We start from the raw sequence: 25,282 nt of genomic DNA, 5'->3' as shown, positions 1-25,282 counted from the left end.
CATGGGCAAAATCATCGGTATCGACCTGGGCACGACCAACTCGTGCGTGGCCGTGATGGACGGCACCAGCGTCAAGGTCATCGAGAACGCCGAGGGCGATCGCACCACGCCGTCGATCGTGGCGTTCACCAAGGACGGCGAGGTGCTGGTGGGTGCGCCGGCCAAGCGCCAGAGCGTGACCAACCCCAAGAACACCTTCTACGCGGTGAAGCGCCTGATCGGCCGTAAGTTCACCGACGCGGAAGTGCAGAAAGACCTGCACATCGTGCCCTACGGCATCGTCGCGCACGACAACGGCGATGCTTGGGTGCAGACGGCCGACGGCAAGAAGATGGCGCCGCAGGAGATCTCGGCCAAGGTCCTCATGAAGATGAAGAAGACCGCCGAGGATTACCTCGGTGAGCCGGTGACCGAAGCGGTCATCACCGTGCCGGCCTACTTCAACGACAGCCAGCGCCAGGCCACCAAGGACGCCGGCCGCATCGCGGGCCTGGACGTCAAGCGCATCATCAACGAGCCGACCGCGGCCGCGCTGGCCTATGGCCTGGACAAGAAGGGCGGCGACCGCAAGATCGCCGTGTACGACCTCGGCGGTGGCACCTTCGACGTGTCCATTATCGAGATTGCCGAGGTGGACGGCGAGAAGCAGTTCGAGGTGCTGGCCACCAACGGCGACACCTTCCTGGGTGGCGAAGACTTCGACATGCGCGTCATCGACTACCTGGTCGAGGAGTTCAAGAAGGACCAGGGCATGGACCTGCGCAAGGATCCGCTCGCGCTGCAGCGCCTGAAGGACGCCGCCGAGCGCGCCAAGATCGAGCTGTCCTCCAGCCACCAGACCGAAGTGAACCTGCCGTACATCACGGCCGACGCCTCCGGTCCGAAGCATCTCAACATCAAGCTGACCCGCGCCAAGCTCGAGGCGCTGGTGGAAGACCTGGTCAAGCGCACCATCGATCCGTGCCGCACCGCGTTGAACGACGCCGGCCTGCGCGTGTCCGACATCAACGAGGTGATCCTCGTCGGTGGCCAGACCCGCATGCCCAAGGTGCAGGAGTCGGTGAAGGACTTCTTCGGCAAGGAACCGCGCAAGGACGTCAACCCGGACGAGGCCGTCGCCGTCGGCGCCGCGATCCAGGGCGGTGTGCTGGGTGGTTCGGTCAAGGACGTGCTGCTGCTCGACGTCACCCCGCTGTCGCTCGGCATCGAGACGATGGGCGGCGTGATGACCAAGCTGATCGAGAAGAACACCACCGTGCCGACCAAGGCCTCTCAGGTGTTCTCCACCGCCGACGACAACCAGACCGCGGTGACCGTGCACGTGCTGCAGGGTGAGCGCGAGCGCGCCAGCGCCAACAAGTCGCTGGGCAAATTCGACTTGCAGGGCATCGAGCCGGCGCCGCGCGGCATGCCGCAGATCGAGGTCACCTTCGATATCGACGCCAACGGCATCCTGCATGTGTCGGCCAAGGACAAGAAGACCGGCAAGGAACAGAAGATCGAGATCAAGGCGGGTTCGGGCCTGTCCGAGGACGAGATCAACCGCATGGTGGCCGACGCCGAGGCCAACAAGGAAGAAGACCGCAAGTTCCACGAGCTCGTCGGCGCCCGCAACAAGGCCGACCAGCTGGTGCACGCCACCCGCAGCGCGCTCAAGGAGCACGGCGGCAAGGTACCGGCCGACCAGCTGAGCACGATCGAGGGCGCGTTGTCCGACCTGGAGAAGGTCAAGGACGGCGACGACAAGGCGGCCATCGAGGCCAAGGTCGAGAAGCTCGAGCAGGTAGCCCAGGCGCTGTATGCCGCGGCCCAGGGCGGTGCCCAGCCGGATGCGGGGGGCCACGCGGGTGCGCAGCAGGGTTCGGCGGCCCACGACGACGTGGTCGATGCCGAGTTCACTGAAGTCAAGGACGACAAGAAGTAAGCGGGTGAAGTCGCGCAAGGGGCCAATAGGCCCCTTGCGCTGTAAACAGTAAATGGTGAACAGGGAAGAGCATGTCGCGGCCGCATCATGGTTTACGCGTTTGGCAGGATGCCATGCAGTTGGTGGTGTGCCTTTACCAGGTGACTTCCGGCTGAGCGGTCTGGGTTGGTCTCGCAGATTCGCAGGGCTGCCGTCAGCGTCCCTCGGACATCGCGGAAGGAGCCGGCCGTGGAAGCGCCAGGGAATTTGTCCGATTCTTGCTGGTTGCCCGGGGATCGCTGGCTGAACTCGACACTCAGCTGCGCATTGCCGAGAACCTGCGATTCCTTCAGGATGCCGGACCGCTTCTGGACGATATGGAAGATCTCCGGATCACACTTGGTTCCCTTATCAAAGTTCAACGAATGCGTATTGAGTCATGACCCGCCGCAATTTCTCCCTTGACTGTTCACAGGCGGCGAAGCCGCCGGCTTTCCAGGCCGAAGGCCGACTTCGCTGACCATGAGCAAGCGCGATTACTACGAAGTCCTGGGTGTCGAGCGCACCGCCACCGAGGTCGAGCTGAAGAAGTCCTTCCGCCGGCTGGCGATGAAATACCATCCCGACCGTTGCCCGGACGATCCGCACGCGCAGGAGAAGTTCAAGGAGGCCAAGGAGGCCTACGAGGTGCTGTCCGACGCGCAGAAGCGCGCGTTGTACGACCAGCACGGCCATGCCGCCTTCGAGCATGGCATGGGCGGTCGCGGCGGCGCCGGCTTCGGCGACATGGGCGACATCTTCGGCGATATCTTTGGCGACATCTTCGGCATGGGCGGCAGTCGGGGCGGCCGTCCGCGCCGCGGCTCGGATCTCCGCTACATCATGGAGCTGGATCTCGAGGAGGCCGTGTTCGGCGCCGAGAAGAAGATCGAGATTCCCACCCAGGTGAACTGCCACCATTGCAACGGCACCGGTTCGGCCGACGGCAAGACGGCGACCTGCAAGACCTGCGCCGGCCATGGCCGCGTGCGCATGCAGAACGGCATCTTCTCCATCCAGCAGACCTGCCCGCATTGCGGCGGCAGCGGCCAGGCCATCGAAAAGCCCTGCAAGCAGTGCGATGGCGAGGGATTGCTGCAGGAGACGCGCGCACTGTCGGTCAATATCCCGGCAGGCGTGGACAACGGCGACCGCATCCGCCTGGCGGGCCAGGGCGAGGCCGGTCCCGGCGGCGCGGAGGCGGGCGACCTGTACGTGGAGGTGCGCGTGCGCGAGCACGCCATCTTCCAGCGCGACGGCAACGACCTGCATTGCGAGCTGCCCATCCGCTTCTCGCAGGCGGCGTTGGGCGCGGAGCTCAAGGTGCCCACGCTCGATGGCGAAGTCGCCATCAACATCCCGCCCGAAACACAGACCGGACAGATGTTCCGCCTGCGCGGCCGCGGCGTGAAGTCGGTGCGCAGCAGCCGTACCGGCGACCTGATCTGCCGCGTGGTGGTGGAAACGCCGGTACGCCTGACCAGGCGGCAGCGCGAACTGTTCGAGCAGCTGGAGGCGACCTTTGCCGACGACGAGGCCGACAAGCACACGCCGCGCGCCAAGAGCTGGGTCGATGGCGTCAAACAGTTCTGGTCGCGCGTCACGTCTTGAGCGCCCGTTCCCGGCTGGCTGGCCAGAGGGGCCGTCCTGGTAACCAGGGCGGCCTTTTTCGTGGTCGCGGCGACGCCCCTGCCGGCCGTCCAGTGTACGTCCCGGCTGGCTACCGCTAGCATCGCTTCTTTCCCGTCAGCCCAGTGTTCCCCGGAAGGAGCCCCGCATGAGCCATCCCGTTCGCCTCGCCATCAATGGCGCCACCGGCCGCATGGGACAGGCATTGCTGGCGCTGGTGAAGAAGGATCCACGCTTTGTGGTGGTGGCGGCGATCACCTCGGCCGGTTCGAGTCGGCTGGACCAGCCCGCTTATCCCGGCGAGGACGGTTTGCGCTACTCGCGCCATTGGCCGGAGGCGGACGCCATCGACGTCGTGGTGGATTTCAGCGGCCCGGCGGGACTTGCCGAGGCGCTGACCTATTGCGAGGCGCATGGCGTCGCCCTGGTGACCGGCACGACCGGACTGGACGCCACCTTCGCCCAGCGGCTGGCCGCCTCGTCGCAGCGCATCGCCTTGCTGCGCGCCGCCAATTTCAGCCTGGGCGTGGCCGTGCTGACCTCCCTATTGCGCCAGGCCGCCGCGGCGCTGCCGGACTGGGACCTGGATATCTTCGAAGCCCACCACAACCGCAAGGAAGACGCACCGTCCGGTACCGCCCTGGCGCTGGGCGAGGGTGCGGCGCAGGCGCGCGGCACGTCGTTGCGGGAAAGCGCCGTCTATGCGCGCGAGGGCCGCACCGGACCGCGCGAGCACGGCACCATCGGCTTCTCGGTGGTGCGCGGCGGCGACATCGTGGGCGAGCACGAAGCCTGGCTGATGGGGCAGGGCGAGCGGCTGGAACTGGTGCACCGGGCCACCGACCGCTCCATCTTCGCGCGGGGCGCGCTGGAGGCGGCGCATTGGCTCAGCGGCCGGCCGGTGGGCGAATACGACCTCGATGCGATGCTGGCCGGGCGCGCACTGCATCCGGAAGCGTGACGGCGGGGCGAAAGGTGCCGACGCCAAGGTGACGCGGATCTTCCCCATCGACGAAGCCTCGCCATGACCCGATCCCTCGAAGACCATCTCGTCCACGGCCGCCGCCAGCGCCCGGACGGTCCCGCGCCGGTGGACATCATCTCGGTGCAGTCGCAGCTGGTGTACGGCCATGCGGGCAACAGCGCGGCGGTGCCGCCCTTGCGCCAGCTGGGCCTGCGCGTGGCCGAGGTGCCCACCACGCTGCTGAGCAATACACCTTTCTATCCCACGCTGCGCGGCCGGGTGCTGCCGTCCGACTGGTTCGGCGACCTGCTGCTGGGCGTGCGCGAGCGTGGCCTGCATCGTCGCGCCCGGGCGCTGCTGTCCGGCTACCTGGGCAGTGTCGACAACGGCCATGCGTTCGCCGACTGGGTGGAGCAGGTCCTGGACGAAGCGCCTGGATTGCGTTTCTGCCTCGACCCGGTGATCGGCGATACGCATACCGGCCCCTACGTGGAGCCGGGCCTGGAAGCCGTGTTCCGCGAGCGCCTGCTGCCGCGCGCCTGGCTGGTCAGCCCCAACGCCTTCGAGCTGGAGCGCCTGAGCGGCCTGGCCGCTGCGACCGAAGCGGAAGGGTTGGCGGCCGCCCGCGCCCTGCTCGCGCGTGGACCGGCCTGGGTGGTCACGCACAGCGTGCGCAATGCCGCCGGCGAACTGGTGACCCTGGCGGTGAGCCAGGGCGAGGCATGGAAGGTGGCCTCGCCGGAGCTGCCAATCGACGTGGCCGGTACCGGCGACGTGCTGACGGCACTGCTGTTGGCCAGCCTGCTCGGTGGCGAACCGATGCCCCGTGCCCTGGAACGGGCGGTGGCCGGCGTGCATGCGGCACTGGAGGCGACGCTCGCCGCGCAGCACGAGGAACTGGATATCACGGTGGCGGCGCCTGCCTCGCGCCAGGTGGAGGCGAGGCGTTTCGTCGCGGTGCCTGCGTGAGCCGGCGAAGGCGCTGGCTTGTCGGCAAGCCAACCTAGCCGGTACCATGCCGCCCGTTGTCATTGGGGAGTAGCCATCCTCACCCCATCCGCCCGCCGTTCCGGCCGGCGAATCCGAGGAATCCGCGTCAACAGACTTGAAGCGAAGGCTTCATGGCGTGGATGGCCCACGGCACCTGCGGTGCCGTTAGCCCGGCGAGACCTTTGGCCGCGACGCGCTCACCTTCGCCGGGCGAGCTCGCGTCGTCGAGCCAATGGTTTCCGCTCGCCCGGCCCTGGAAAAAGCATGCTCACCCTGTTGTTGTTCCTGCTCTCCGCCGGCGCGATCTATCTCGCCTGCGAGTACTTCGTCAATGGCGTGGAATGGTTCGGCCACAAGCTCCGGCTGGGCGCCACGGCGACCGGCACGATCCTCGCCGCGTTCGGCACGGCGCTGCCGGAGAGCGCCGTCACCTTCGTCGCGGTGATCCTGGGCCGCACGCCGGAACAGCGCGACATCGGCGTGGGCGCGGCGCTGGGCGGCCCGCTGGTGCTGGCGACCATCGCCTACGCCGTGGTCGGCATGGCCTTGTGGGCCAATCGCCGCCGCTTGCAGCGTGCCGACAACCTGGTGCGGGTGGCGCACCGGCGCCTGGCGCGCGACCAGTCCTGGTTCCTGGTGATCTTCATCGCCAAGTGCGCCGCGGGCCTGGTGACCTTCGCCCTCAAGCCCTGGCTGGGCGTGCTGTTCCTGGCCGCCTACGCGCTGTATGTCTGGCGCGAGCTGAAGAGCGACGACGCGGCGCCGGAAGACGAGGCGCTGGAGCCGCTCAAGTGCCGGCCCGGGGCGGCCGATCCCTCGATGTGGTGGGTGACAGTGCAGACGCTGGCGGCGCTGGCGGTGATCGCCGTGGCCTCGCACACCTTCGTGCGGCAGATCGAGGCGATCGGCCTGGCCTTGCAGCTCTCGCCGCACCTCGTGGCGCTGGTGCTTAGCCCGGTGGCCACCGAGCTGCCGGAAACCATGAATGCGCTGATCTGGGTGCGCCAGGGCAAGGAGCGGCTGGCGCTGGCCAATATCTCCGGCGCCATGATGATCCAGGCCACCATTCCCAGTTCGCTGGCGCTGTTCGCCACGCCTTGGCTGTTCGATGCACCGCTGATGGTGGCCGGCGTGCTGACCGCCGTGGCGGTGGTTTTCCTGTGGTGGCAGTTCCGCCGCGGGCGCGTGGATGCGCGCTGGCTGGTGCCGGTCGGGCTGCTGTACGGCGTGTTTGCCGCCTATATCGCCTGGTATTTCGCCCGTTGAGGAGGGTTGGATCACGCACTGGGTGCGCTCCTACAAGGCTTCTGTAGGAGCGCACCCTGTGCGCGACCCGGCCTCGCCTCAGTCTCTATGCGCCGCGTTGCGATCGCGCCCGGCGCCGAACTTGCGATCCAGCGCGCCGGCCAGCTTCTTGAAGGCGCGCGCGAACTTGCCACGCTTGGTCTTGCGCAGCTTTTCCTCCTCGCTGGTCAGCCAGGCCACCTGGATGACGCGGCGCTCGCCCTCGAAGGGCAGGTGGCCGTGGAAGGAGTTGTCGCAGCGCTTGAACACCGCGAACTCGCCGTACAGCGGCTTGAGTTCGGGCGCGATCATATCGTCGATGTTGTCGATGCTGCCCAGGAAGCGCAGGCAACCGTCGCTGGTGTCCGGCCACTGGTTGTTGAGGTAGAGCAGGGCGGTGGCCACCTTGGACCGGCTGTCCGTATGGATGGTGCCGTGGCGCTTGTTCAACGAACGGCACAGGGTAATCAGGGTGGGGTACTGCCCGAGGCCGGGAATGCCGAGCCGGGAGCCGATCGCGCTGGCGAACTCGGCCGAACTCAGCCGCTGCACCAGGGCATTGACCGAAGGGCCGCAGTCTTCCGGGTCGTAGGGAAAGAAGCCGGCACTGGCATAGAGGGGGAAATCCCGTTCCAGCTCGGCGCGCGCCTCGTCCGGCAGTTGCCCATGGGCGATCAGGAAGGGAAAGGGTTCCAGCCGTATGTCCGTGTCCGGTCGGTCAAGACGGGAAGGATCGAGCAACGCGGCTGAGTTCATGGAGATCGGGTCGTGGACGGGGCCGCGCTAGTGTAGCGCCACGGTCAGCTGTCCATAGGGCTTTCCCCCGCCTTGTGTTCAGCTGTTTCCGATGGACACGGGAGGCGCTTCCACCTATCATTTCCACCCGCCCTGAAACGTTCCTCGACCAAGGTCCACAAGCTGCTTTCGCAGCGGCTTGCGGACTTTGCTGCACCTAAAGGCGGCCCTCTCATGCCTATTCCTGCTCTGCTTGCCCTCGAAGACGGCAGCGTGTTCCACGGCCACGCCGTGGGCGCGACTGGCGAAACCGTCGGCGAGGTGGTTTTCAACACCGCCATGACCGGCTACCAGGAGATCCTCACCGATCCCTCGTACAGCCGACAGATCGTCACCCTGACCTATCCGCATATCGGCAATACCGGCGTGAATGTCGAGGACGCCGAGTCCGATACGGTGCACGCCGCCGGCCTGATCGTTCGCGACGTGCCGCGTCGCGCGAGCAACTGGCGCAGCGCCGAAAGCCTGCCCGATTACCTCAAGCGCCATAACATCGTCGCCATCGCCGGCATCGACACGCGTCGCCTGACCCGCATCCTGCGCGACAAGGGCGCGCTCAACGGCTGCATCGTGGCTGGCGAGACGGTCGACGCCGAGGTCGCGCTGGCCAAGGCGCGCGCCTTCCCGGGCCTGAACGGCATGGACCTGGCCAAGGTGGTCAGCGTCGGTGAGTCCTACCCGTGGAACGAGGGCATCTACGACCTCGACCGCACGCGCTTCAATCAGCCGTCCAAACGTTTCAAGGTCGTGGCCTACGACTACGGCGTGAAGTACAACATCCTGCGCCTGCTGGCCGAGCAGGGCTGCGACATCACCGTGGTGCCCGCGCAGACGCCGGCCGCCAACGTGCTGGCGATGAAGCCCGATGGCGTGTTCCTCTCCAACGGCCCCGGCGACCCGGCGGCCTGCGACTACGCCGTGGAAGCCACGCGCCAGTTCCTGGATGCGAAGATCCCGCTGTTCGGCATCTGCCTGGGCCACCAGATCATGGGCCTGGCCGTCGGCGCCAAGACGCTGAAGATGAAGTTCGGCCACCACGGTGCGAACCATCCGGTGAAGGATCTCGATGACGGCAGCGTGCTGATTACCTCGCAGAACCACGGCTTCGCCGTCGATCCGGCCACGCTGCCGGCGAACGTGCGCGTCACTCACACCTCGTTGTTCGATGGTTCGCTGCAGGGCTTCGCGCTCACCGATCGTCCGGCGTTCTGCTTCCAGGGCCATCCGGAAGCGAGCCCGGGTCCGCATGACATCGGCTACCTGTTTGATCGTTTTGCCGCACTGATGCAGGAGGCCCGCACGAATGGCTAAGCGCACCGATATCAAGAGCATCCTCATCATCGGCGCCGGCCCGATCGTGATCGGCCAGGCCTGCGAGTTCGACTACTCGGGCGCACAGGCCTGCAAGGCGCTGAAGGAAGAGGGTTACCGCGTCATCCTGGTGAACTCCAACCCCGCCACGATCATGACCGATCCGGAGACGGCCGACGCCGTCTACATCGAGCCGATCAACTGGCAGACGGTGGAGCGCATCATCGCCAAGGAGCGACCGGACGCCGTGCTGCCCACCATGGGCGGCCAGACCGGCCTCAATTGCGCGCTGGACCTCGCCGACCACGGCGTGCTGGAGAAGTACAACGTCGAGCTGATCGGCGCTTCGCGCGAAGCCATCCGCATGGCCGAAGACCGCGAGCTGTTCCGCGTGGCCATGGCCGAGATCGGCCTGGAGTGCCCGAAGGCCGAAGTGGTCCGCACCTTCGAGCAGGCACTGCTGACCCAGGCCAAGGTGGGCTACCCGACCATCATCCGCCCCAGCTTCACGCTCGGCGGCTCGGGCGGTGGCATTGCCTACAACCGCGAAGAGTTCGAGGAGATCGTCAAGCGCGGCCTGGAGCTCTCGCCGGTGGGCGAGGTGCTGGTCGAGGAATCCGTGCTCGGCTGGAAGGAATTCGAGATGGAAGTGGTCCGCGACAAGGCGGACAACTGCATCATCGTGTGCTCGATCGAAAACCTCGATCCGATGGGCGTGCATACCGGCGACTCGATCACCGTCGCGCCGGCGCAGACGCTCACCGACAAGGAATACCAGCGCCTGCGCGATGCCTCCATCGCGGTGCTGCGCAAGATCGGCGTGGATACCGGCGGCTCCAACGTGCAGTTCGGCATCAATGCCGAGAACGGTCGCGTGGTGGTCATCGAGATGAATCCGCGCGTGTCGCGCTCCTCGGCGCTGGCCTCCAAGGCCACCGGCTTCCCGATCGCCAAAATCGCCGCGAAGCTCGCCGTGGGCTACACGCTGGACGAACTCAAGAACGACATCACCGGCGGCCTGACCCCGGCGTCGTTCGAGCCGACCATCGACTACGTCGTCACCAAGATTCCGCGCTTCGCGTTCGAGAAGTTCCCGTCCGCCGACGCCCGCCTCACCACGCAGATGAAGTCGGTGGGCGAGGTGATGGCGATGGGGCGCACCTTCCACGAATCGCTGCAGAAGGCGCTGCGTGGCCTGGAGATCGGCAAGACCGGCCTCAACCCGACCGGCCTGGACCTCACCACCGAGGAAGGCATCGTGGCGCTCAAGCGCGAGCTGCGCGAGCCGCGCCCCGACCGCGTGTTCCATCTTGCCGATGCGTTCCGCGCCGGGCTGACGCTGGAAGAGGTCTATGGCCTCAGCCGCGTCGATCCGTGGTTCCTCGCCGCGTTCGAGGACATCGTGCTGACCGAGAAGGTAGTGCAGGCGCAGGGCATCACCGCGCTCGATGCGGCGCGCATGCGCGAGCTCAAGCGCATGGGCTTCTCCGATGCACGACTGGCCGAGCTGCTTGAAACCAACGAGGCGGCCATGCGTCACCTGCGCCGCACGCTGGGCGTGCGTCCGGTGTACAAGCGCGTGGATTCCTGCGCCGCCGAGTTCGCCACCACCACGGCCTACATGTACTCGACCTACGAGGAAGAGTGCGAAGCCAACCCGACCGACCGCGACAAGATCATCGTGCTCGGCGGTGGTCCGAACCGCATCGGCCAGGGCATCGAGTTCGACTACTGCTGCGTGCATGCGGCACTCGCGCTGCGCGAGGATGGTTTCGAGACCATCATGGTCAACTGCAACCCGGAAACCGTGTCGACCGACTACGACACCTCCGACCGCCTGTACTTCGAGCCGCTGACGCTGGAAGACGTGCTGGAAATCGTCGACCTCGAAAAGCCCAAGGGCGTGATCGTGCAGTACGGCGGCCAGACGCCGCTCAAGCTTGCACGCGCGCTTGAAGCGGCGGGCGCGCCGGTGATCGGCACCTCGCCCGACAGCATCGACCTCGCCGAAGACCGCGAGCGCTTCCAGCAGATGATCGAGAAGATCGGCCTGAAGCAGCCGCCGAACCGCACCGCGCGTACGCCGGATGAAGCGCTGGCCTCGGCCCGCGAGATTGGCTATCCGCTGGTGGTTCGTCCGAGCTATGTGCTGGGCGGTCGTGCGATGGAAATCGTCTATGGCGATGCCGATCTCTCGCGCTACATCCGCGAAGCGGTGCAGGTGTCGAACGATTCGCCGGTGCTGCTGGATCGCTTCCTCGACCACGCGGTCGAAGTGGACGTGGACATCATCGCCGACGCCGACGGCAACGTGCTGGTTGGCGGCATCATGGAGCATATCGAGGAAGCGGGTGTCCATTCGGGCGACTCCTCCTGCTCGCTGCCGCCGTACTCGCTCACGACCGAGGTGCAGGACGAAATGCGCCGCCAGGTCACGGCGATGGCGAAGGAACTGAAGGTCGTCGGCTTGATGAACACCCAGTTCGCCATCCAGGGCGACACGGTGTACATCCTTGAAGTGAACCCACGTGCCTCGCGCACCGTGCCGTTCGTGTCCAAGGCCACCGGTGTGCCGCTGGCCAAGATCGCGGCGCGCGCGATGGCCGGCCGTTCGCTGATCGCGCAGGGGGCCACGCGTGAGGTGATCCCCGAGTACTACTCGGTGAAGGAAGCGATCTTCCCGTTCCTGAAGTTCCAGAACGTCGACCCCATCCTCGGTCCCGAAATGCGCTCCACCGGCGAGGTGATGGGCGTGGGCCGCAGCTTCGGCGCCGCGTTCGCGCGCGGTCACGACGCTGCCGGCATCAAGACACCACCGAAGGGCAAGGTGTTCGTGTCGGTGCGCGATGCCGACAAGGACCGCCTGCTGCCGGTGGCGCGCGAGGTGCTGGAGCGAGGCTTCAGCCTGGTCGCCACCGAGGGCACGGCCAGGTACCTGGCCGAGCATGGCGTGGCCTGCGAACGCATCAACAAGGTGATCGAAGGCCGCCCGCACATCGTCGACCTGATCAAGAACGGCGAGATCGTCTATATCGTCAACACCACCGAGGGCAAGCAGGCGATCGCCGACTCGTTCTCGATCCGGCGCGAGGCCCTGCAGCAGCGCGTCACGTACTCCACCACGGTGGCGGGCGCGCGCGCGCTGGTGCATTCGCTGGATTACCACGGCGACGGCCAGGTGCACAGCCTGCAGGAACTGCACAAGGAACTGAAAGCATGAGTCGCGCTCCCATCACCAAGACGGGTTCCGAGCGTCTTCGCGGCGAACTGGAGAAACTCAAGTCCGTCGACCGGCCGCGTATCATCGCGGCCATCGCCGAAGCCCGCGCGCACGGCGACCTGAAGGAAAACGCCGAGTACCATGCCGCGCGCGAGCAGCAGAGCTTCATCGAAGGCCGCATCGCCGAGCTGGAAGCGGCGCTGTCCACCGCGGAAGTGATCGACGTCAGCCGCCTGGCCGCCGGCACGCGCGTGGTGTTCGGCGCTACCGTGGACCTGGAGGACGAGGAAAGCGGCGAAGCCGTGACCTACCAGATCGTGGGCGACCTGGAGGCCGACATCAAGCAGCGCCTGATCGCCGTCTCCTCGCCGATCGCCCGCGCCCTGATCGGCAAGAGCGAGGGCGACAGCTTTGAGTTCAAGGCGCCGAACGGCGTGAAGCGCTACGAGATCACCGGCGTGCGCTACGGGGAGTAGTGCCCCCGTTCCTGCCCCACGGAAAAAGACGGAGTGACAACAAGGGCCGCGCAAGCGGCCCTTGTTGATTCGGCTGGACAGATATAGGGGCGCACCCAGTGCGCGACCGCAGAGCTTTGCCGTTACCAAACCGCGTGGTGTTCGCGCCCGGGTGCGCTCCTGCAAGGAGACGGGGACGGATGAGAGGCAACAAAAAAGGCCGCTCGCGCGGCCTTTTCCGTCACTCGTCGCAGCTGAAGATCAGCGCTGGCGAGCCTTGAAACGCGGGTTGCTCTTGCAGATCACGAACACCTTGCCGCGACGGCGCACAACCTTGCAGTCACGGTGCCGCTGCTTGGCGGACTTCAAAGAGGAAAGCACCTTCACGGCCAGCTCCTGAAACTAACGATAGAGGAAACACAAGAACGAAATAGTAAACAATTGGATGAATCTGCGCAAGTCCTTGGGGAGGTGAGCAAAATCCAGGCGCACGGTAACCGTGCCTGGCGCCGGACTATTCGGGCTCGGTCATGGCGCTGAGGAAGCGTCGCACGACGGGCGAAGGGTCGTCGGCGCGGCTGGCCAGGGCCAGCAGCATATAGGCGTCGGGGTCCTCCAGGCGCAGGTAGCTGACGCCGGGCAGGGTCACCGTTCCCATCGAGGCGGGAACCAGCGCCAGCCCCATGCCGGCGGCGACCAGCACCAGCAGGCCGTTGATCTGCTGGGCGTGCTGGCTGATCTGCGGATGGAAGTTGGCCTTGGCGGCGATCTGGGTCAGGCGGTCGTACAGCGTGGCGGCCAGTTCGCGCGGTTGCACCACGAAGGCCTCCATCGCCGCCTCGCGCAGCCAGATGCTTTTTCGCACGGCCAGGGGATGATCGGAGGGCAGGGCGAGCAGCAGCGGCTCGTGGTCGATCACGTCCAGCCGCAGCCCTCGCGCGATACCTTCGTGCGAGGGCTGGTCGCGCACGAAGCCCACGTCCAGCTCGCCCGCCAGCAGGGCGGCGTACTGTTGCTCGGTATACATCTCGCTGAGGATCAGCCGTACCTGGGGGGCGAAGCGGCGGTAGCGCAGCAGGGTCTGGGGCAGTGCCGGGTGGAAGGTGACCGACACCGTATAGGCCAGCCGCAGCTTGCCGCTGAAGCCGGTGGCCGCATCGGCCATCTGTTCGCGTGCTTCCTCGGCCTTGGCCAGGATCTGGCGCGCCTGTTCCAGGAATAGCTTGCCGGGTTCGGTCAGGGAGACGTTGCGCTTGTTCCGTTCCAGCAGCCGCACCCCAAGGTCGTCTTCAAGCGACTGAATCTGCTGGGAAAGTGGAGGCTGGGAAATGTAGAGGCGTTGGGCCGCGCGGGTGAAGCTCAGCTCCTCCGCGACAGTTACAAAGTAACGAAGCTGACGGAAGTCGAACATAGGGGGTCTTTAATAGGATTTACATATAAGTGCGGCCTTAAATATATATTTGTTTCTATAACAGGTCGATCATAAGATTCTCCCTGTCCCGCCACCGTCCCCTCCCCCCTGGTGGCGGCGACCCTCGCCCCGCTGCGACGCTATCCCCGCGATATCTGGTCTTCCTCCCCCCTGACCCATATCGACGCGTCGCCCAGCGGGGCGCTTTCCTTTCCAGCACGACGCCCGGCCTTGGAGCCGGGCGTCGTCGTTTCTGCCGTCCGCTTTTTTGTGGGAGCGCACCCTGTGCGCGACCCACCTCGGCAGGAACTGGCCGCACACTGGGGACGCGCCTACAAGGTGGCGGCCAACCTCGTTCCCTGGTCGATCGCCCGCTTGGCGTCGAGTTCGGCGGCCACGTCGGCCCCGCCGATCACATGGGTCTTGATGCCGGCCGCCAGCAAGGTATCGGCAAGGCCCCGGTTGGATTCTTGCCCCGCGCAGACGATCACGTGGTCCACCGGCAGCACCTGCGGCTGGCCGTCCACGGTGATGTGCAGGCCCTGGTCGTCGAAGCGCTCGTAAGTGACGCCGCCCAGCATGGCGACGCGCTTGGCCTTGAGCGTGGCGCGGTGGACCCAGCCCGTGGTCTTGTTCAGGCGAGCGCCCGGCCGGCCCTCGCTGCGCTGGAGCAGCCAGACCTGGCGGGCGGGCGGCTCCGGCTCGGGCGGGGCCAGGCCGCCGCGGGCTTCGAGCGACATGTCCACGCCCCATTCGTGCGACCAGCGGCGGACGTCCAGGCTGGGCGAAGGCTGGCGTTCCACCAGGAACTCGGCGACGTCGAAGCCGATGCCGCCGGCGCCGATGATCGCCACCTTCCGGCCCACTGGCTTGTCGTGGGCCAGCACGTCCAGGTAGCCCAGCACGCGCGGGTCGTCGCTGCCGGGAAAGCTGACCCGGCGCGGCGTGATGCCGGTCGCCACCACCACCTCGTCGTAGCCGCCGGCGGTCAGCGAGGACGCGTCGGCAGCCTGGCCCAGACGCAGCGTCACGCCTGTGTCTTCCAGGCGATGGCGGAAGTAGCGCAGCGTCTCGTGGAATTCTTCCTTGCCGGGGATGCGCTTGGCGACGTTGAACTGGCCGCCGATCTCGCCGGCCCGGTCGATGAGGGTGACCGCGTGGCCACGCTCGGCCAGGGTGCTGGCGCAGGCCAGGCCGGCCGGGCCCGCGCCCACCACGGCGATGCGCTTGCGCGTGGCCGCGGGCGTGATCGCCAGCTCGGTCTCGTGGCAGGCGCGCGGGTTCAGCAGGCAACTGGCGCGGCGATTCTGGAACACGTGGTCCAGGCAGGCCTGGTTGCAGGCGATGCAGGTGTTGATGCGCTCGCTGCGTCCGGCCTGGGCCTTGCGGGGCCATTCGGGGTCGGCCAGCAGCGGCCGTGCCATCGAGACCATGTCGGCCTCGCCGCTGGCAAGCACCTGTTCGGCCACCTCCGGCATGTTGATGCGGTTGGTGGTGACCAGCGGAATCGACACTTCGCCCTTGAGCTTGCGGGTCACCCAGGCGAATCCCGCGCGCGGCACGCCGGTGACGATGGTGGGCACGCGCGCTTCGTGCCAGCCGATGCCGGTATTGATGAGGCTGGCGCCCGCGGCCTCGATGGCCTTGGCCAGGGCGACGATTTCCTCCCAGCTCTGGCCGTTCTCGACCAGGTCGAGCATGGACAGGCGGTAGATGATGATGAAGTCGCGGCCGACCGCCTCGCGCGTGCGGCGCACGATCTCGACCGGGAAGCGCATGCGCTTGTCGGCGCTGCCGCCCCAGGCGTCGCTGCGCTGGTTGGTGCGGGCGGCGAGGAACTGGTTGATGAGGTAGCCTTCCGAGCCCATCACCTCGACGCCATCGTAGCCGGCGTCCTGGGCCAGCTGCGCGCAATGCACGAAGTCGCCGATGGTGCGCTCCACCCCGCGCGGGGTCAGCGCGCGCGGGGTGAATGGCGTAATCGGCGACTTGATCCTGGAGGGCGCCACCGACAGGGGATGGAAGCCATAGCGGCCCGCGTGCAGGATCTGCATGCACAGCTTGCCGCCCTCGGCATGCACGGCCCGCGTCAGCTTGCGGTGGCGGGCGACGTGCCAGGGCATCGACAGGCGTCCGCCGAAGGGCTTGAGCCAGCCGCGGATGCTGGGCGCGATGCCGCCGGTCACCATCAGGCCCACGCCGCCTCGGGCGCGCTCGGCGAAATAGGTGGCGAGCTTGTCGTAGTCGCTGGCCTTGTCCTCCAGGCCCGTATGCATCGAGCCCATCAGGATGCGGTTGGGCAAGATGGTATGCCCGAGGTCGAGCGGGGCGAACAGGTGGGGGAAATTCATGCGGACCGTCGAGGAGGTTCAAACGATCGTATGAATGTGCCTGGGAAGGACGTTTGAAAGCAAGAGCGGGAGATGGGGGATGGGTAGTGGGGGCGCAAAAACTGTGGCGCCCCATGGCGTGTCAGCAAAATTCCCTGCTGCGGGCTTGAGGAGGTGGATCTTGGCGTCCCCGCCCCCCATTCCCCCCATCGCCTAACCCAGCAGCTCGCGCACCAGGTCGATGTAGCGCTGCATGGCCTCATCCTCCGGCGTGCCGCGCAACTGGCCCCAGGCCTCGTACTTGGCGGTGCCCACGAAGTCGAAGAAGCCCGGCTGCTCGCCGTGCACGTCGCCCTCCGAGCCCTGCTTGTAGAGGGCGTAGAGCCGGAGGAGGGTGTCGTTGTCCGGTCGCTGCGCCAGGCGCTGGATGTCTTCGGCGGCCTGTTCGAATTCGCGACGCAGATCGGTCATGGTGTGGACTTGCATGGTTTCGTACGGACTGGGAGGGGGCAACGGTGCATCCCGCGTTCCGTGCGAGGACCAACGCGATAGCATAGGCGTTTTCCTTCGTCGCCGTCAGGAGTCCCCATGAGTCCGTCCCCGTCCGTTCCCGTGCTGACCATCGACGGCCCCTCGGGGTCGGGCAAGGGCACGGTCAGCCGCTTGGTGGCGGAGCGGCTCGGCTGGCGCCTGCTGGATTCCGGGGCGCTGTACCGGGCGGTGGGCTACGCGGCCGGGGCCGAGGGGCTGGACCTGTCCGACACCGAGGCGGTCACCCGCTGCGCCCGGGAAACCCGGATCCGCTTCCAGGCGGTGGCGGACGGCAGCGACACCCGGGTGCTGGTCAACGGCCATGACGCCACCGACGAACTGCGTACCGAGACGGCCGGCGCGGCAGCCTCGGCGATCGCCTCGATTCCTTCGGTGCGTCAGGCACTTGTGGACATGCAGCTGGCCTTCCGCAAGGCTCCGGGACTGGTCGCCGACGGCCGTGACATGGGCACGGTGATCTTCCCTGACGCCCCTTACAAGGTATTCCTGACGGCCAGCGCCGCCGAGCGTGCCCAAAGGCGCTATAAGCAGTTGAAGGAAAAGGGTCTCAGCGTTACACTTGGCACCCTCAAGCGCGAGATCGAAGCGCGCGACGCCCGCGATGCCTCGCGGACGGTCGCGCCGCTCAAGCCGGCCGCGGATGCGGTTTTCATCGACACCACCGGCATGGGCATCGACGACGTCGTCGCGAAAGTATTGGCTGTCGTGCAGTCCTGACGTGAAGGGACTGCCGGCGGCTTTTGGCGCCCCGGCCCGAAAGTCGGGGTACATGGTCAACGGTGCCAAGGGAGCGATCCCGAGCACCCATAACCGGTGGGCCGACCGTCCGTGCGCCATGCCACACGGCAAGCACAGGACCTAAGGCCTTTTCTCATTTCTGGAATCAACATGACTGAAAGTTTTGCCGAGCTGTTTGAACAGAGCCAACAGGCCATCTCCAAGCTGAAGCCGGGCGCGATCGTCACCGGTATCGTTGTGGAAATCCGCAACGATGTCGTCGTGATCAACGCTGGCCTCAAGAGCGAAGGCATCGTCCCGATCGAGCAGTTCAAGGACGAGAACGGAGAGCTGGAAGTGCAGGTCGGCGACGAGGTGAAGGTTGCCCTCGACGCCCTCGAAGACGGCTTCGGCGAGACCAAGCTCTCCCGCGAGAAGGCCAAGCGTTCCATGGTGTGGGACGACCTCGAGCAGGCCTTCGACAAGGAAGAGACCATCACCGGCAAGATCTCCGGCAAGGTCAAGGGCGGCTTCACCGTCGACATCAAGGACGTCCGCGCGTTCCTGCCGGGCTCGCTGGTCGACGTACGTCCGGTCCGCGATCCGGTCTACCTGGAAGGCAAGGACCTCGAGTTCAAGATCATCAAGCTCGACCGCAAGCGCAACAACGTGGTGGTCAGCCGCCGCGCCGTCGTCGAGACCGAGTTCTCCGAGGAGCGCGAGAAGCTGCTGGAGCGCCTGACCGAGGGCGCGGTGGTCAAGGGCACGGTCAAGAACCTCACCGACTACGGCGCGTTCGTGGACCTGGGCGGCATCGACGGCCTGCTGCACATCACCGACATGGCGTGGAAGCGCGTGCGTCATCCGTCCGAAGTCGTCAACGTCGGCGACGAGCTGGACGTCCGCGTGCTGAAGTACGACCGCGAGCGCAACCGCGTGTCGCTGGGCCTCAAGCAGCTGGGTGACGATCCGTGGGTCGCCATCGCCCGCCGCTACCCGGTCGGCAGCCGCCTGTTCGGCAAGGTCTCCAACGTCACCGATTACGGCTGCTTCGTCGAGATCGAGCCGGGCGTGGAAGGCCTGGTCCACGTGTCCGAGATGGACTGGACCAACAAGAACGTCAACCCGGCCAAGGTCGTGCAGGTCGGCGACGAGACCGAAGTGATGGTGCTGGACGTGGATGAAGAGCGTCGCCGCATCTCGCTGGGCATCAAGCAGACCCGCTCGAACCCGTGGGAAGCCTTCGCCGCCATGCACAAGAAGGGCGACAAGGTGTCCGGCCAGATCAAGTCGATCACCGACTTCGGCATCTTCATCGGCCTGGACGGCGGCATCGACGGCCTGGTCCACCTGTCCGACATCTCCTGGCAGGCTTCCGGCGAAGACCTCGTGCGCAACTTCAAGAAGGGCGACGAGATCGAGGCCGTGGTGCTGGCCGTGGATCCGGAGCGCGAGCGCATCTCCCTCGGCATCAAGCAGATGGAGCAGGATCCGTTCGGCCAGTTCATGGCCACCAACCCGCGCGGCACCATCGTCAATGGCACCGTGAAGGAAGTGGACGCCAAGGGTGCCGTGATCGACCTGGGCGAAGGCGTGGAGGGTTACCTGCGCGCCAACGACATCGCCAAGGAGCGCATCGACGATGCGACCCAGCACCTGAAGGTGGGCGACAAGGTCGAAGCCAAGTTCACCGGCATGGACCGCAAGGGCCGCCAGCTGCAGCTGTCGATCCGCGCGAAGGACGAAGAAGAACTGCACGACGCCATGGCCGAGTACTCGAACACCTCCGGTGGCACGACCAAGCTCGGTGCGCTGCTCAAGGAGCAGCTCAACAAGGCCGACTAAGCAGTAGTTGCAGGAATGCGGGGCGGCTTATGGCCGCCCCGTGGTTTCACGTCACGGACATTGGGGACCCATGACCAAATCCGAATTGATCGAGGCGCTGGCACGGCGCCAGACCCATCTCGCGTTCGCGGATGTGGAACTGGCGGTCAAGAGCGTGATCGAGCAGATGAGCCACGCGCTTTCCAACGGCGAGCGCATCGAGGTCCGCGGTTTCGGCAGCTTCGCGCTGCACTACCGTCCGCCGCGCATGGGCCGCAACCCCAAGACGGGTGAGGCCGTGGCACTGCCGGGCAAGCATGTCCCGCACTTCAAGCCAGGCAAGGAATTGCGCGAGCGCGTCAATATGAATCTGGAGTGATGCCGCCTCCATGGGCGGTGTCTCCGGACAGGTCGAAGGCAGGCGGGCCTCTCGGGCCGGGCCTGCCTTCTTTTTTGGAATCCCTGGGGCGGGCCTTCGAATCCGGCGCGCTATGCGATTTCTGAAGGCCTCCCCCATGCACGCCTGTGACGCTCACGGGCAATCGGGTAAAGTCGCCGCATGCGACTGATTGTGACGCTGATCCTCCTGCTGTTCGTCGCCGCCGGCATCGTGCTGGGGGCGCTCAACGCCGACCTGGTGAGCTACGACCTGGGATTCGTACGGCTGCCGCTGCCCAAGGGAGCGGCGCTGCTGCTGGCATTGGTGATCGGCTGGCTGCTGGGCGGTCTCACCGCCTGGCTCGGCGTCAGTTCGCGGCATCGCCGGCAACGGCGCCAGGCGGCCGCCGCCGATGGCAAGGCCCATACCAACCCGGCTGGTGCATGAGCGCGCTCCTGTACGTACTCCTCCTGCTGGTACCCGCAGCATTCGCCAGTGGCTGGTGGACGGCCCGCAAGGCGGGGGCGCGGCGTTCGGGCGCGCAGGTCAGCGAGCTGTCCTCGGACTATTTCCGTGGCCTCAATTACCTGCTCAACGAGGAGCAGGACAAGGCCATCGAGGTGTTCCTCAAGCTGGCCGAGTACAACCGCGACACGGTGGAAACCCATCTGGCGCTGGGCAACCTGTTCCGCCGCCGCGGCGAGGTGGACCGGGCGATCCGGCTGCACCAGCACCTGGTCTCGCGGCCCGGCCTGTCCGACGCGATGAAGACCGTGGCCCTGCTGGAACTGGGCGAGGACTATATGCGCGCGGGCCTGCTGGACCGCGCCGAGACGCTGTTCTCCGACCTGGTGGCGATGGATGCGCATGCGCCCTCGGCGCTGCGGCACCTGATCGCGATCTACCAGCACGAGCGCGACTGGCACAAGGCGATCGAGCACGCGCGCCGGCTGGAGGCGATGACCGGCGAGGACGAGTCGGGCATGATCGCCCAGTTTTACTGCGAACTGGCCGAGCAGTCGCGCCAGCATGGCGCCCGCCAGGAAGCGCGCGAGTACCTGCGCCAGGCCTTCGCCTGCCAGGCCGACTGCGTGCGCGCCTTCATGCTGACCGGACGCCTGCATGCCGAGGAAGGGCAGCATGCCGAGGCGGCCAGGGCCTATGAACAGGCGGTGGACGCGGACATCGCCTTCGTGCCGGAGATCCTCCCGCCGCTGCTCAATAGCTACGCGCGTTCGCAGCAGATGGAACATGCCGAGCACTTCCTGCGCGACATCCTCGAGCGCTATCACGGCATCTCGCCGGTGCTGGCGCTGACGCGGCTCTACCAGCAGCGCGATGGCGAGCGCACGGCGATCGAGTTCCTTACCTCGCAACTGCGCCAGCGTCCCTCGGTGCGCGGCCTGATGGCGTTGATCGACGCCACCATGGACAAGATCGAAGGCGAAGCGCGGGAAAACTTCCTGATCCTGCGCGACCTCACCAGGAAGCTGCTGGAAGGGCAGGCGATGTATCGCTGCAGCCGCTGTGGCTTCGGCGCCAAGGCGCATCACTGGCAGTGCCCCAGCTGCAAGAGCTGGAGCACGATCCGCCCGATCCATGGCGTCGCCAACGAATGAGGCGCGGATGAGTCCGAGTTCGCTGGCGATAGGGATGGTGCTGGCCTCGTTGGTGATTTCCCTGGCCGTCGTGCGCGGCGCGATCGCCTATGCGCATCGCCGCGGCATGATGGATATGCCCGGGCAGCGCCGTTCCCATACCGTACCCACCGCGCGCGGCGGCGGCATAGGCATCGTGGCCGCCGCGTTGCTGACCATGCCCGCCAGTCTCGCATGGCTGCCCCGGCCATGGCCGGCGGCCACGGCGGTGGCGCTGGCGGTGGCCATGGTGCTGGTGGCCGCGGTGGGCTGGTGGGACGACCATCGTTCCCTGCCGGTGCTTCCCCGGCTCGGCGTACAACTGCTGTCGGCGACCCTGGTCGCCGTGGCCCTGTCGGTGGCCGGCATGGCCTGGTGGTGGCTGCCCGTGCTAGTCCTGGCGGGCACCTGGAGCATCAACCTGCATAATTTCATGGACGGCATCGACGGCCTGCTGGCCCAGCAGGTGATGTTCGTCGGGGCCGGCCTGGCCTTGCTGGCCTGGGCCGCCGGCCAGAGCGCGCTGGCAGGGGCGGCGGCCTGCCTGATGGCCGCATCCTTGGGCTTCTGGTTCTACAACCGGCCGCGGGCCCGCATCTTCATGGGGGACGTGGGCAGCGGCACCATGGGGCTGCTGCTGTATGCCCTGACCGCCCTGCTGTGGCGGGCCGACGGGCGTCTGCTGTGGCCGGCCCTGATCCTCAGTTCATCTTTCGTAGCAGACGCAAGCCTTACCCTCTTGGGTCGTATGGCAAGTGGCCGCCGTTGGTACACTGCCCACCGGGAGCATCTATATCAGTGGATGGTTCGCAGCGGGTTCACGCATGCCTCGGGGGGGATGTGCTATCTGGCCTGGAATCTGCTGGTGGCGGCGCCCTTGGCCGCGCTGGCGTGGGTCTGGCCGGTTGCATCCATTCCGGCGTTCGCCGGCACTTACGTGGTAGCGACCGCCGTATGGATGGTCATGAAGCGCCGATGCCTGCGGCGCGTTTCGCACAAGGGTCGTCATGTCGCTTCGTAAACTGATCGGCGTTATCCATCCGCGTACGGCCGTGGTGCTCCACGACCTGGCGATGGCGGCGTTGGCCTGGTGGGTGGCCAAGGCCTTGCGCTATGCGCTGGTCGACAACGCGGCCATCGGCTTCCACATGCTGGAATTTCCCCTGGTGCTGCTGGTGCAGGGGGCGGTGCTGAGCTGGACCGGCCTGTACAAGGGCGTCTGGCGCTTCGCCAGCCTGCCGGATCTCTGGAACATCCTGCGCGCGGCGGTACTGGGCGCGCTGGCGATTGCCGCCGCCCTGATGCTCTACAACCGCCTGGACGACGTGCCGCGCTCGGTGCTGCTGCTGTATCCGGTGGTGCTGGCCGTGCTGCTGGGCACGCCGCGCCTGGCCTATCGCTTCTGGAAAGACAGCCGGCTGGACCTGTTCCAGTCCAAGCCCACCCAGCGCGTGCTGATCGTGGGGGCCGACCGCGCCGGCGAGGCGTTGTCGCGCGACCTGCATCGCGACAACGGCTATACCGTGGTCGGCTTCGTCGACGACAGGGAAAGCCTGCGCGGCGCCAGCATCAACGGCCGCCCCGTGCTGGGCCGCATCGACCAGATTCCCGAGCTGGCCCGCGAGGTCGCGGCGCAGATGCTGCTGATCGCCATGCCGGGCGCCTCCACCCAGGAAATGCGCCGGGTGGTGGAACTGTGCGACCAGAGCGGCTTGCCGTATCGCACCGTGCCCAAGTTGGAAGACGTGGTGTCCGGCCGGGCGCACTTCAACGAGATCAAGGAAGTGGCCATCGAGGACCTGCTGGGCCGCGACACGGTCGAGCTGGACTGGACGGCCATCCGCGTCACGCTCACCGGCCGTCGCGTGCTGGTGACGGGCGGCGGCGGCTCGATTGGCTCGGAACTGTGCCGGCAGGTCGCCCGCCTGGGCGCGCAGTCGCTGTGCGTGGTCGACAACAGCGAATACAACCTCTACCGGATTTCGCAGGAACTGCGCGCGGAATATCCCGAGCTGGTCTACGAGGCCGTCCTGGCCGACTGCGGCGACCCGGCGGCGATGCGCAAGCTGTTCGGCGAATACAAGCCGCAGGTGGTGTTCCATGCCGCGGCCTACAAGCACGTGCCGCTGCTGCAGGGCCAACTGCGCGCCGCCTTCCGCAACAACGTGCTGGCCACCCGCAATGTGGCGGACCTGGCCGATCGCCACGGCGTGGAATGCTTCGTGCTGATCTCCACCGACAAGGCGGTCAATCCCACCAGCGTGATGGGCGCATGCAAGCGCGTGGCCGAGATCTGGTGCCAGAACCTCAACGAGCATTCCAACACGCACTTCATCACCGTGCGTTTCGGCAACGTGCTCGATTCGGCCGGTTCCGTGGTGCCGCTGTTCCGCCAGCAGATCCGCAACGGTGGCCCGGTCACCATCACGCATCCGGAAATCTCGCGCTACTTCATGACCATTCCCGAGGCCTGCCAGCTGATCCTGCAGGCGGCCAGCATCGGCAAGGGCGGCGAGATCTTCGCGCTGGACATGGGCGAGCCGGTGAAGATCCGCGACCTGGCCGAGCAGATGATCCGCCTGGCCGGCCGCAAGCCCGGCACGGAGATCCCGATCGTCTATACCGGCCTGCGCCCGGGCGAAAAGCTGTTCGAGGAGTTGTTCCATCCCCTCGAGAACTACATCGAGACGACGCACGCCAAGATCTTTCTTGCGCAGTATCGTCCGGTGAAGTGGGAGCCGTTGAACGTGCATCTGGCCAAGGCCGCGGATGCCGTGGTGGCCTATGACGAGGATGTATTGCGCCAATGCGTGTCGAACCTGCTGCCGTCGTTCCGCTGGAGCGAGACGTCGCAGCCGGATAACGTGGTGGCGCTGCGCCGCAGTGAATCAGGAGAGAAGTGAGTGAGCAAACCGTTGCGCAAGGTAGTGTTCCCCGTGGCCGGCCTGGGCACGCGTTTCCTGCCCGCCACCAAGGTGGTCGCCAAGGAAATGCTGCCGGTGCTGGACCGTCCGTTGATCCAGTACGCCGTCGACGAAGCGGTCGATGCGGGCGCCGATACCCTGGTGTTCGTCACCAACCGCTACAAGCACGCCATCGCGGATTATTTCGACAAGGCCTACGAGCTGGAAGCCAAGCTGCAGGAGAAGGGCAAGGACGAATTGCTCGCGCTGGTGCAGGGCACGTTGCCCAGGCATGTGCGCGCCATCTTCGTCACCCAGCCCGAGGCGCTGGGCCTGGGCCATGCGGTGCTGTGCGCCAAGCCGGTGGTGGGCGACGAGCCGTTCGGCGTGATCCTGCCGGACGACCTGATCTGGAATAAGGGCAAGGGCGCGTTGCGCCAGATGGCTGAACTGGCCGAGGCGCAGCACGCCGCGGTCATCGCCGTGGAGGAAGTACCGCACAACGAGACCGACAAGTACGGCATCGTCGACGCCACGCCCATCGACGAGCGCAGCGCGCAGATCCGCCACATGGTGGAGAAGCCCAAGCCGGCCGATGCGCCCTCCAACCTCGCGGTGGTCGGCCGCTACGTGCTGCCGGGCCGCATCTTCCAACTGCTGGAGCAGACCACGCCCGGCGCCGGTGGCGAGATCCAGCTGACCGACGCCATCGACGCGCTACTGAAGGAGCAGGGCAAGGTGCTGGCCTATCGCTTCGAGGGCACCCGCTTCGACTGCGGCAACAAGGCCGGCCTGGTGCGGGCCACCATGCACATGGCCTTGCAGGACCCCAAGCTCGCCCCGGTGGTGCGCGAGTTGGCCGCCGAGCTGGTGAAGTAATCCTACGGTCGGTACTACCGCCCTCTGCGCAAGGCAGAGGGCGGCGACAGAAATCAGACT

22 protein-coding genes and 1 riboswitch are annotated in these 25,282 nt (G+C 66.6%); of the genes, 17 read left to right on the top strand and 5 right to left on the bottom strand.

Features of this window, described 5'->3' with window-relative positions; translation table 11 throughout:
* Position 1 precedes the first annotated feature (1 nt).
* The 6 genes from dnaK to MJ605_RS18575 all read left to right on the top strand — a co-directional run bounded on the left by dnaK (position 2) and on the right by MJ605_RS18575 (position 6,791).
* Complete coding sequence (dnaK, locus tag MJ605_RS18600; protein ID WP_243043039.1) at positions 2–1,924, top strand: molecular chaperone DnaK; 1,923 nt, start codon at positions 2–4, stop codon at positions 1,922–1,924.
* 257 nt (positions 1,925–2,181) lie between these two features.
* Positions 2,182–2,346: a four helix bundle protein gene (locus MJ605_RS18595; protein ID WP_243043038.1), complete on the top strand. Its 165-nt coding sequence runs from the start codon at positions 2,182–2,184 to the stop codon at positions 2,344–2,346.
* Positions 2,347–2,425: 79 nt separating this feature from the next.
* Positions 2,426–3,553, top strand: coding sequence for a molecular chaperone DnaJ (gene dnaJ / locus MJ605_RS18590; protein ID WP_243043037.1), 1,128 nt, complete (start codon positions 2,426–2,428; stop codon positions 3,551–3,553).
* Positions 3,554–3,719: 166 nt separating this feature from the next.
* Positions 3,720–4,532 carry a 4-hydroxy-tetrahydrodipicolinate reductase gene (gene dapB / locus MJ605_RS18585; RefSeq protein ID WP_243043036.1) on the top strand — a complete coding sequence of 271 codons (813 nt, stop codon included), beginning with the start codon at positions 3,720–3,722 and terminating at the stop codon, positions 4,530–4,532.
* Positions 4,533–4,595: 63 nt separating this feature from the next.
* The gene (gene pdxY, locus MJ605_RS18580) at positions 4,596–5,504 is read left to right on the top strand and encodes a pyridoxal kinase (protein ID WP_243043035.1); all 909 of its coding nucleotides are present in this window, start codon (positions 4,596–4,598) and stop codon (positions 5,502–5,504) included.
* Between the two features lie 52 nt (positions 5,505–5,556).
* Positions 5,557–5,713, top strand: a riboswitch (yybP-ykoY riboswitch).
* 76 nt (positions 5,714–5,789) lie between these two features.
* Positions 5,790–6,791: a sodium:calcium antiporter gene (locus tag MJ605_RS18575; protein WP_243043034.1), complete on the top strand. Its 1,002-nt coding sequence runs from the start codon at positions 5,790–5,792 to the stop codon at positions 6,789–6,791.
* Positions 6,792–6,869: 78 nt separating this feature from the next.
* Here MJ605_RS18575 and MJ605_RS18570 read toward each other — a convergent pair whose 3' ends face one another.
* Positions 6,870–7,565: a 2OG-Fe(II) oxygenase gene (locus MJ605_RS18570; RefSeq protein WP_243043033.1), complete on the bottom strand. Its 696-nt coding sequence runs from the start codon at positions 7,563–7,565 to the stop codon at positions 6,870–6,872.
* Positions 7,566–7,778: 213 nt separating this feature from the next.
* Between MJ605_RS18570 and carA the strand changes: the two genes are divergently transcribed.
* The 3 genes from carA to greA are packed head-to-tail and all read left to right on the top strand — an operon-like array spanning position 7,779 to position 12,611.
* Positions 7,779–8,915, top strand: coding sequence for a glutamine-hydrolyzing carbamoyl-phosphate synthase small subunit (carA, locus tag MJ605_RS18565; RefSeq protein WP_243043032.1), 1,137 nt, complete (start codon positions 7,779–7,781; stop codon positions 8,913–8,915).
* Entirely contained in the window at positions 8,908–12,135 is a 3,228-nt protein-coding gene (carB, locus tag MJ605_RS18560; protein ID WP_243043031.1) for a carbamoyl-phosphate synthase large subunit, read from the top strand. Before carA ends, carB begins: the two co-directional genes overlap by 8 nt.
* The gene (greA, locus tag MJ605_RS18555) at positions 12,132–12,611 is read left to right on the top strand and encodes a transcription elongation factor GreA (RefSeq protein ID WP_243043030.1); all 480 of its coding nucleotides are present in this window, start codon (positions 12,132–12,134) and stop codon (positions 12,609–12,611) included. The genes carB and greA overlap by 4 nt, the downstream gene beginning before the upstream one ends.
* 240 nt (positions 12,612–12,851) lie before the next feature.
* Here the strand turns inward: greA and ykgO are convergent, their stop codons facing one another.
* From ykgO to MJ605_RS18535, 4 genes are all read right to left on the bottom strand, one after another.
* Entirely contained in the window at positions 12,852–12,977 is a 126-nt protein-coding gene (ykgO, locus tag MJ605_RS18550; RefSeq protein ID WP_008215056.1) for a type B 50S ribosomal protein L36, read from the bottom strand.
* A gap of 127 nt (positions 12,978–13,104) precedes the next feature.
* Positions 13,105–14,001: a LysR family transcriptional regulator gene (locus MJ605_RS18545; protein ID WP_243043029.1), complete on the bottom strand. Its 897-nt coding sequence runs from the start codon at positions 13,999–14,001 to the stop codon at positions 13,105–13,107.
* 332 nt (positions 14,002–14,333) lie between these two features.
* Positions 14,334–16,352, bottom strand: a complete 2,019-nt coding sequence (locus tag MJ605_RS18540; protein WP_243043028.1) for an NADPH-dependent 2,4-dienoyl-CoA reductase — start codon at positions 16,350–16,352, stop codon at positions 14,334–14,336.
* Positions 16,353–16,544: 192 nt separating this feature from the next.
* Complete coding sequence (locus MJ605_RS18535; protein WP_243043027.1) at positions 16,545–16,802, bottom strand: acyl-CoA-binding protein; 258 nt, start codon at positions 16,800–16,802, stop codon at positions 16,545–16,547.
* Between the two features lie 117 nt (positions 16,803–16,919).
* Here MJ605_RS18535 and cmk point away from each other — a divergent pair, with 117 nt between their 5' ends.
* From cmk to galU, 8 genes are all read left to right on the top strand, one after another.
* Positions 16,920–17,600 (top strand): (d)CMP kinase, encoded by a 681-nt coding sequence (gene cmk / locus MJ605_RS18530; protein ID WP_243043026.1) that lies wholly within the window; start codon positions 16,920–16,922, stop codon positions 17,598–17,600.
* Between the two features lie 171 nt (positions 17,601–17,771).
* Complete coding sequence (gene rpsA / locus MJ605_RS18525; protein WP_243043025.1) at positions 17,772–19,445, top strand: 30S ribosomal protein S1; 1,674 nt, start codon at positions 17,772–17,774, stop codon at positions 19,443–19,445.
* Between the two features lie 70 nt (positions 19,446–19,515).
* The gene (locus MJ605_RS18520; RefSeq protein ID WP_243043024.1) at positions 19,516–19,803 is read left to right on the top strand and encodes an integration host factor subunit beta; all 288 of its coding nucleotides are present in this window, start codon (positions 19,516–19,518) and stop codon (positions 19,801–19,803) included.
* A 180-nt stretch (positions 19,804–19,983) separates the two neighbouring features.
* Positions 19,984–20,250, top strand: coding sequence for a LapA family protein (locus MJ605_RS18515; RefSeq protein WP_243043023.1), 267 nt, complete (start codon positions 19,984–19,986; stop codon positions 20,248–20,250).
* Positions 20,247–21,422: a lipopolysaccharide assembly protein LapB gene (gene lapB / locus MJ605_RS18510; RefSeq protein WP_243043022.1), complete on the top strand. Its 1,176-nt coding sequence runs from the start codon at positions 20,247–20,249 to the stop codon at positions 21,420–21,422. The genes MJ605_RS18515 and lapB overlap by 4 nt, the downstream gene beginning before the upstream one ends.
* 7 nt (positions 21,423–21,429) lie before the next feature.
* The gene (locus tag MJ605_RS18505) at positions 21,430–22,461 is read left to right on the top strand and encodes an MraY family glycosyltransferase (RefSeq protein WP_243043021.1); all 1,032 of its coding nucleotides are present in this window, start codon (positions 21,430–21,432) and stop codon (positions 22,459–22,461) included.
* Positions 22,448–24,343: a polysaccharide biosynthesis protein gene (locus MJ605_RS18500; RefSeq protein WP_243043020.1), complete on the top strand. Its 1,896-nt coding sequence runs from the start codon at positions 22,448–22,450 to the stop codon at positions 24,341–24,343. Before MJ605_RS18505 ends, MJ605_RS18500 begins: the two co-directional genes overlap by 14 nt.
* On the top strand, positions 24,344–25,222 hold the full coding sequence (gene galU, locus MJ605_RS18495) for a UTP--glucose-1-phosphate uridylyltransferase GalU (protein ID WP_243043019.1): 879 nt from the start codon (positions 24,344–24,346) through the stop codon (positions 25,220–25,222).
* Positions 25,223–25,282 lie beyond the last annotated feature (60 nt).

It is taken from the genome of Dyella sedimenti, from assembly GCF_022760995.1.
Taxonomy (GTDB): domain Bacteria; phylum Pseudomonadota; class Gammaproteobacteria; order Xanthomonadales; family Rhodanobacteraceae; genus Dyella; species Dyella sedimenti.
Note: the sequence above shows the minus strand (reverse complement) of the source record. Positions and strands in the feature narration are given on the sequence as shown.

Excerpts from the sequence above, each read along its gene's own strand:
- dnaK (WP_243043039.1), top strand. The coding sequence starts at position 2 with ATGGGCAAAATCATCGGTATCGACCTGGGCACGACCAACTCGTGCGTG.
- dnaJ (WP_243043037.1), top strand. The coding sequence starts at position 2,426 with ATGAGCAAGCGCGATTACTACGAAGTCCTGGGTGTCGAGCGCACCGCC.
- dapB (WP_243043036.1), top strand. The coding sequence starts at position 3,720 with ATGAGCCATCCCGTTCGCCTCGCCATCAATGGCGCCACCGGCCGCATG.
- pdxY (WP_243043035.1), top strand. The coding sequence starts at position 4,596 with ATGACCCGATCCCTCGAAGACCATCTCGTCCACGGCCGCCGCCAGCGC.
- MJ605_RS18575 (WP_243043034.1), top strand. The coding sequence starts at position 5,790 with ATGCTCACCCTGTTGTTGTTCCTGCTCTCCGCCGGCGCGATCTATCTC.
- MJ605_RS18570 (WP_243043033.1), bottom strand. The coding sequence starts at position 7,565 with ATGAACTCAGCCGCGTTGCTCGATCCTTCCCGTCTTGACCGACCGGAC.
- carA (WP_243043032.1), top strand. The coding sequence starts at position 7,779 with ATGCCTATTCCTGCTCTGCTTGCCCTCGAAGACGGCAGCGTGTTCCAC.
- carB (WP_243043031.1), top strand. The coding sequence starts at position 8,908 with ATGGCTAAGCGCACCGATATCAAGAGCATCCTCATCATCGGCGCCGGC.
- greA (WP_243043030.1), top strand. The coding sequence starts at position 12,132 with ATGAGTCGCGCTCCCATCACCAAGACGGGTTCCGAGCGTCTTCGCGGC.
- MJ605_RS18545 (WP_243043029.1), bottom strand. The coding sequence starts at position 14,001 with ATGTTCGACTTCCGTCAGCTTCGTTACTTTGTAACTGTCGCGGAGGAG.
- MJ605_RS18540 (WP_243043028.1), bottom strand. The coding sequence starts at position 16,352 with ATGAATTTCCCCCACCTGTTCGCCCCGCTCGACCTCGGGCATACCATC.
- MJ605_RS18535 (WP_243043027.1), bottom strand. The coding sequence starts at position 16,802 with ATGACCGATCTGCGTCGCGAATTCGAACAGGCCGCCGAAGACATCCAG.
- cmk (WP_243043026.1), top strand. The coding sequence starts at position 16,920 with ATGAGTCCGTCCCCGTCCGTTCCCGTGCTGACCATCGACGGCCCCTCG.
- rpsA (WP_243043025.1), top strand. The coding sequence starts at position 17,772 with ATGACTGAAAGTTTTGCCGAGCTGTTTGAACAGAGCCAACAGGCCATC.
- MJ605_RS18520 (WP_243043024.1), top strand. The coding sequence starts at position 19,516 with ATGACCAAATCCGAATTGATCGAGGCGCTGGCACGGCGCCAGACCCAT.
- MJ605_RS18515 (WP_243043023.1), top strand. The coding sequence starts at position 19,984 with ATGCGACTGATTGTGACGCTGATCCTCCTGCTGTTCGTCGCCGCCGGC.
- lapB (WP_243043022.1), top strand. The coding sequence starts at position 20,247 with ATGAGCGCGCTCCTGTACGTACTCCTCCTGCTGGTACCCGCAGCATTC.
- MJ605_RS18505 (WP_243043021.1), top strand. The coding sequence starts at position 21,430 with ATGAGTCCGAGTTCGCTGGCGATAGGGATGGTGCTGGCCTCGTTGGTG.
- MJ605_RS18500 (WP_243043020.1), top strand. The coding sequence starts at position 22,448 with ATGTCGCTTCGTAAACTGATCGGCGTTATCCATCCGCGTACGGCCGTG.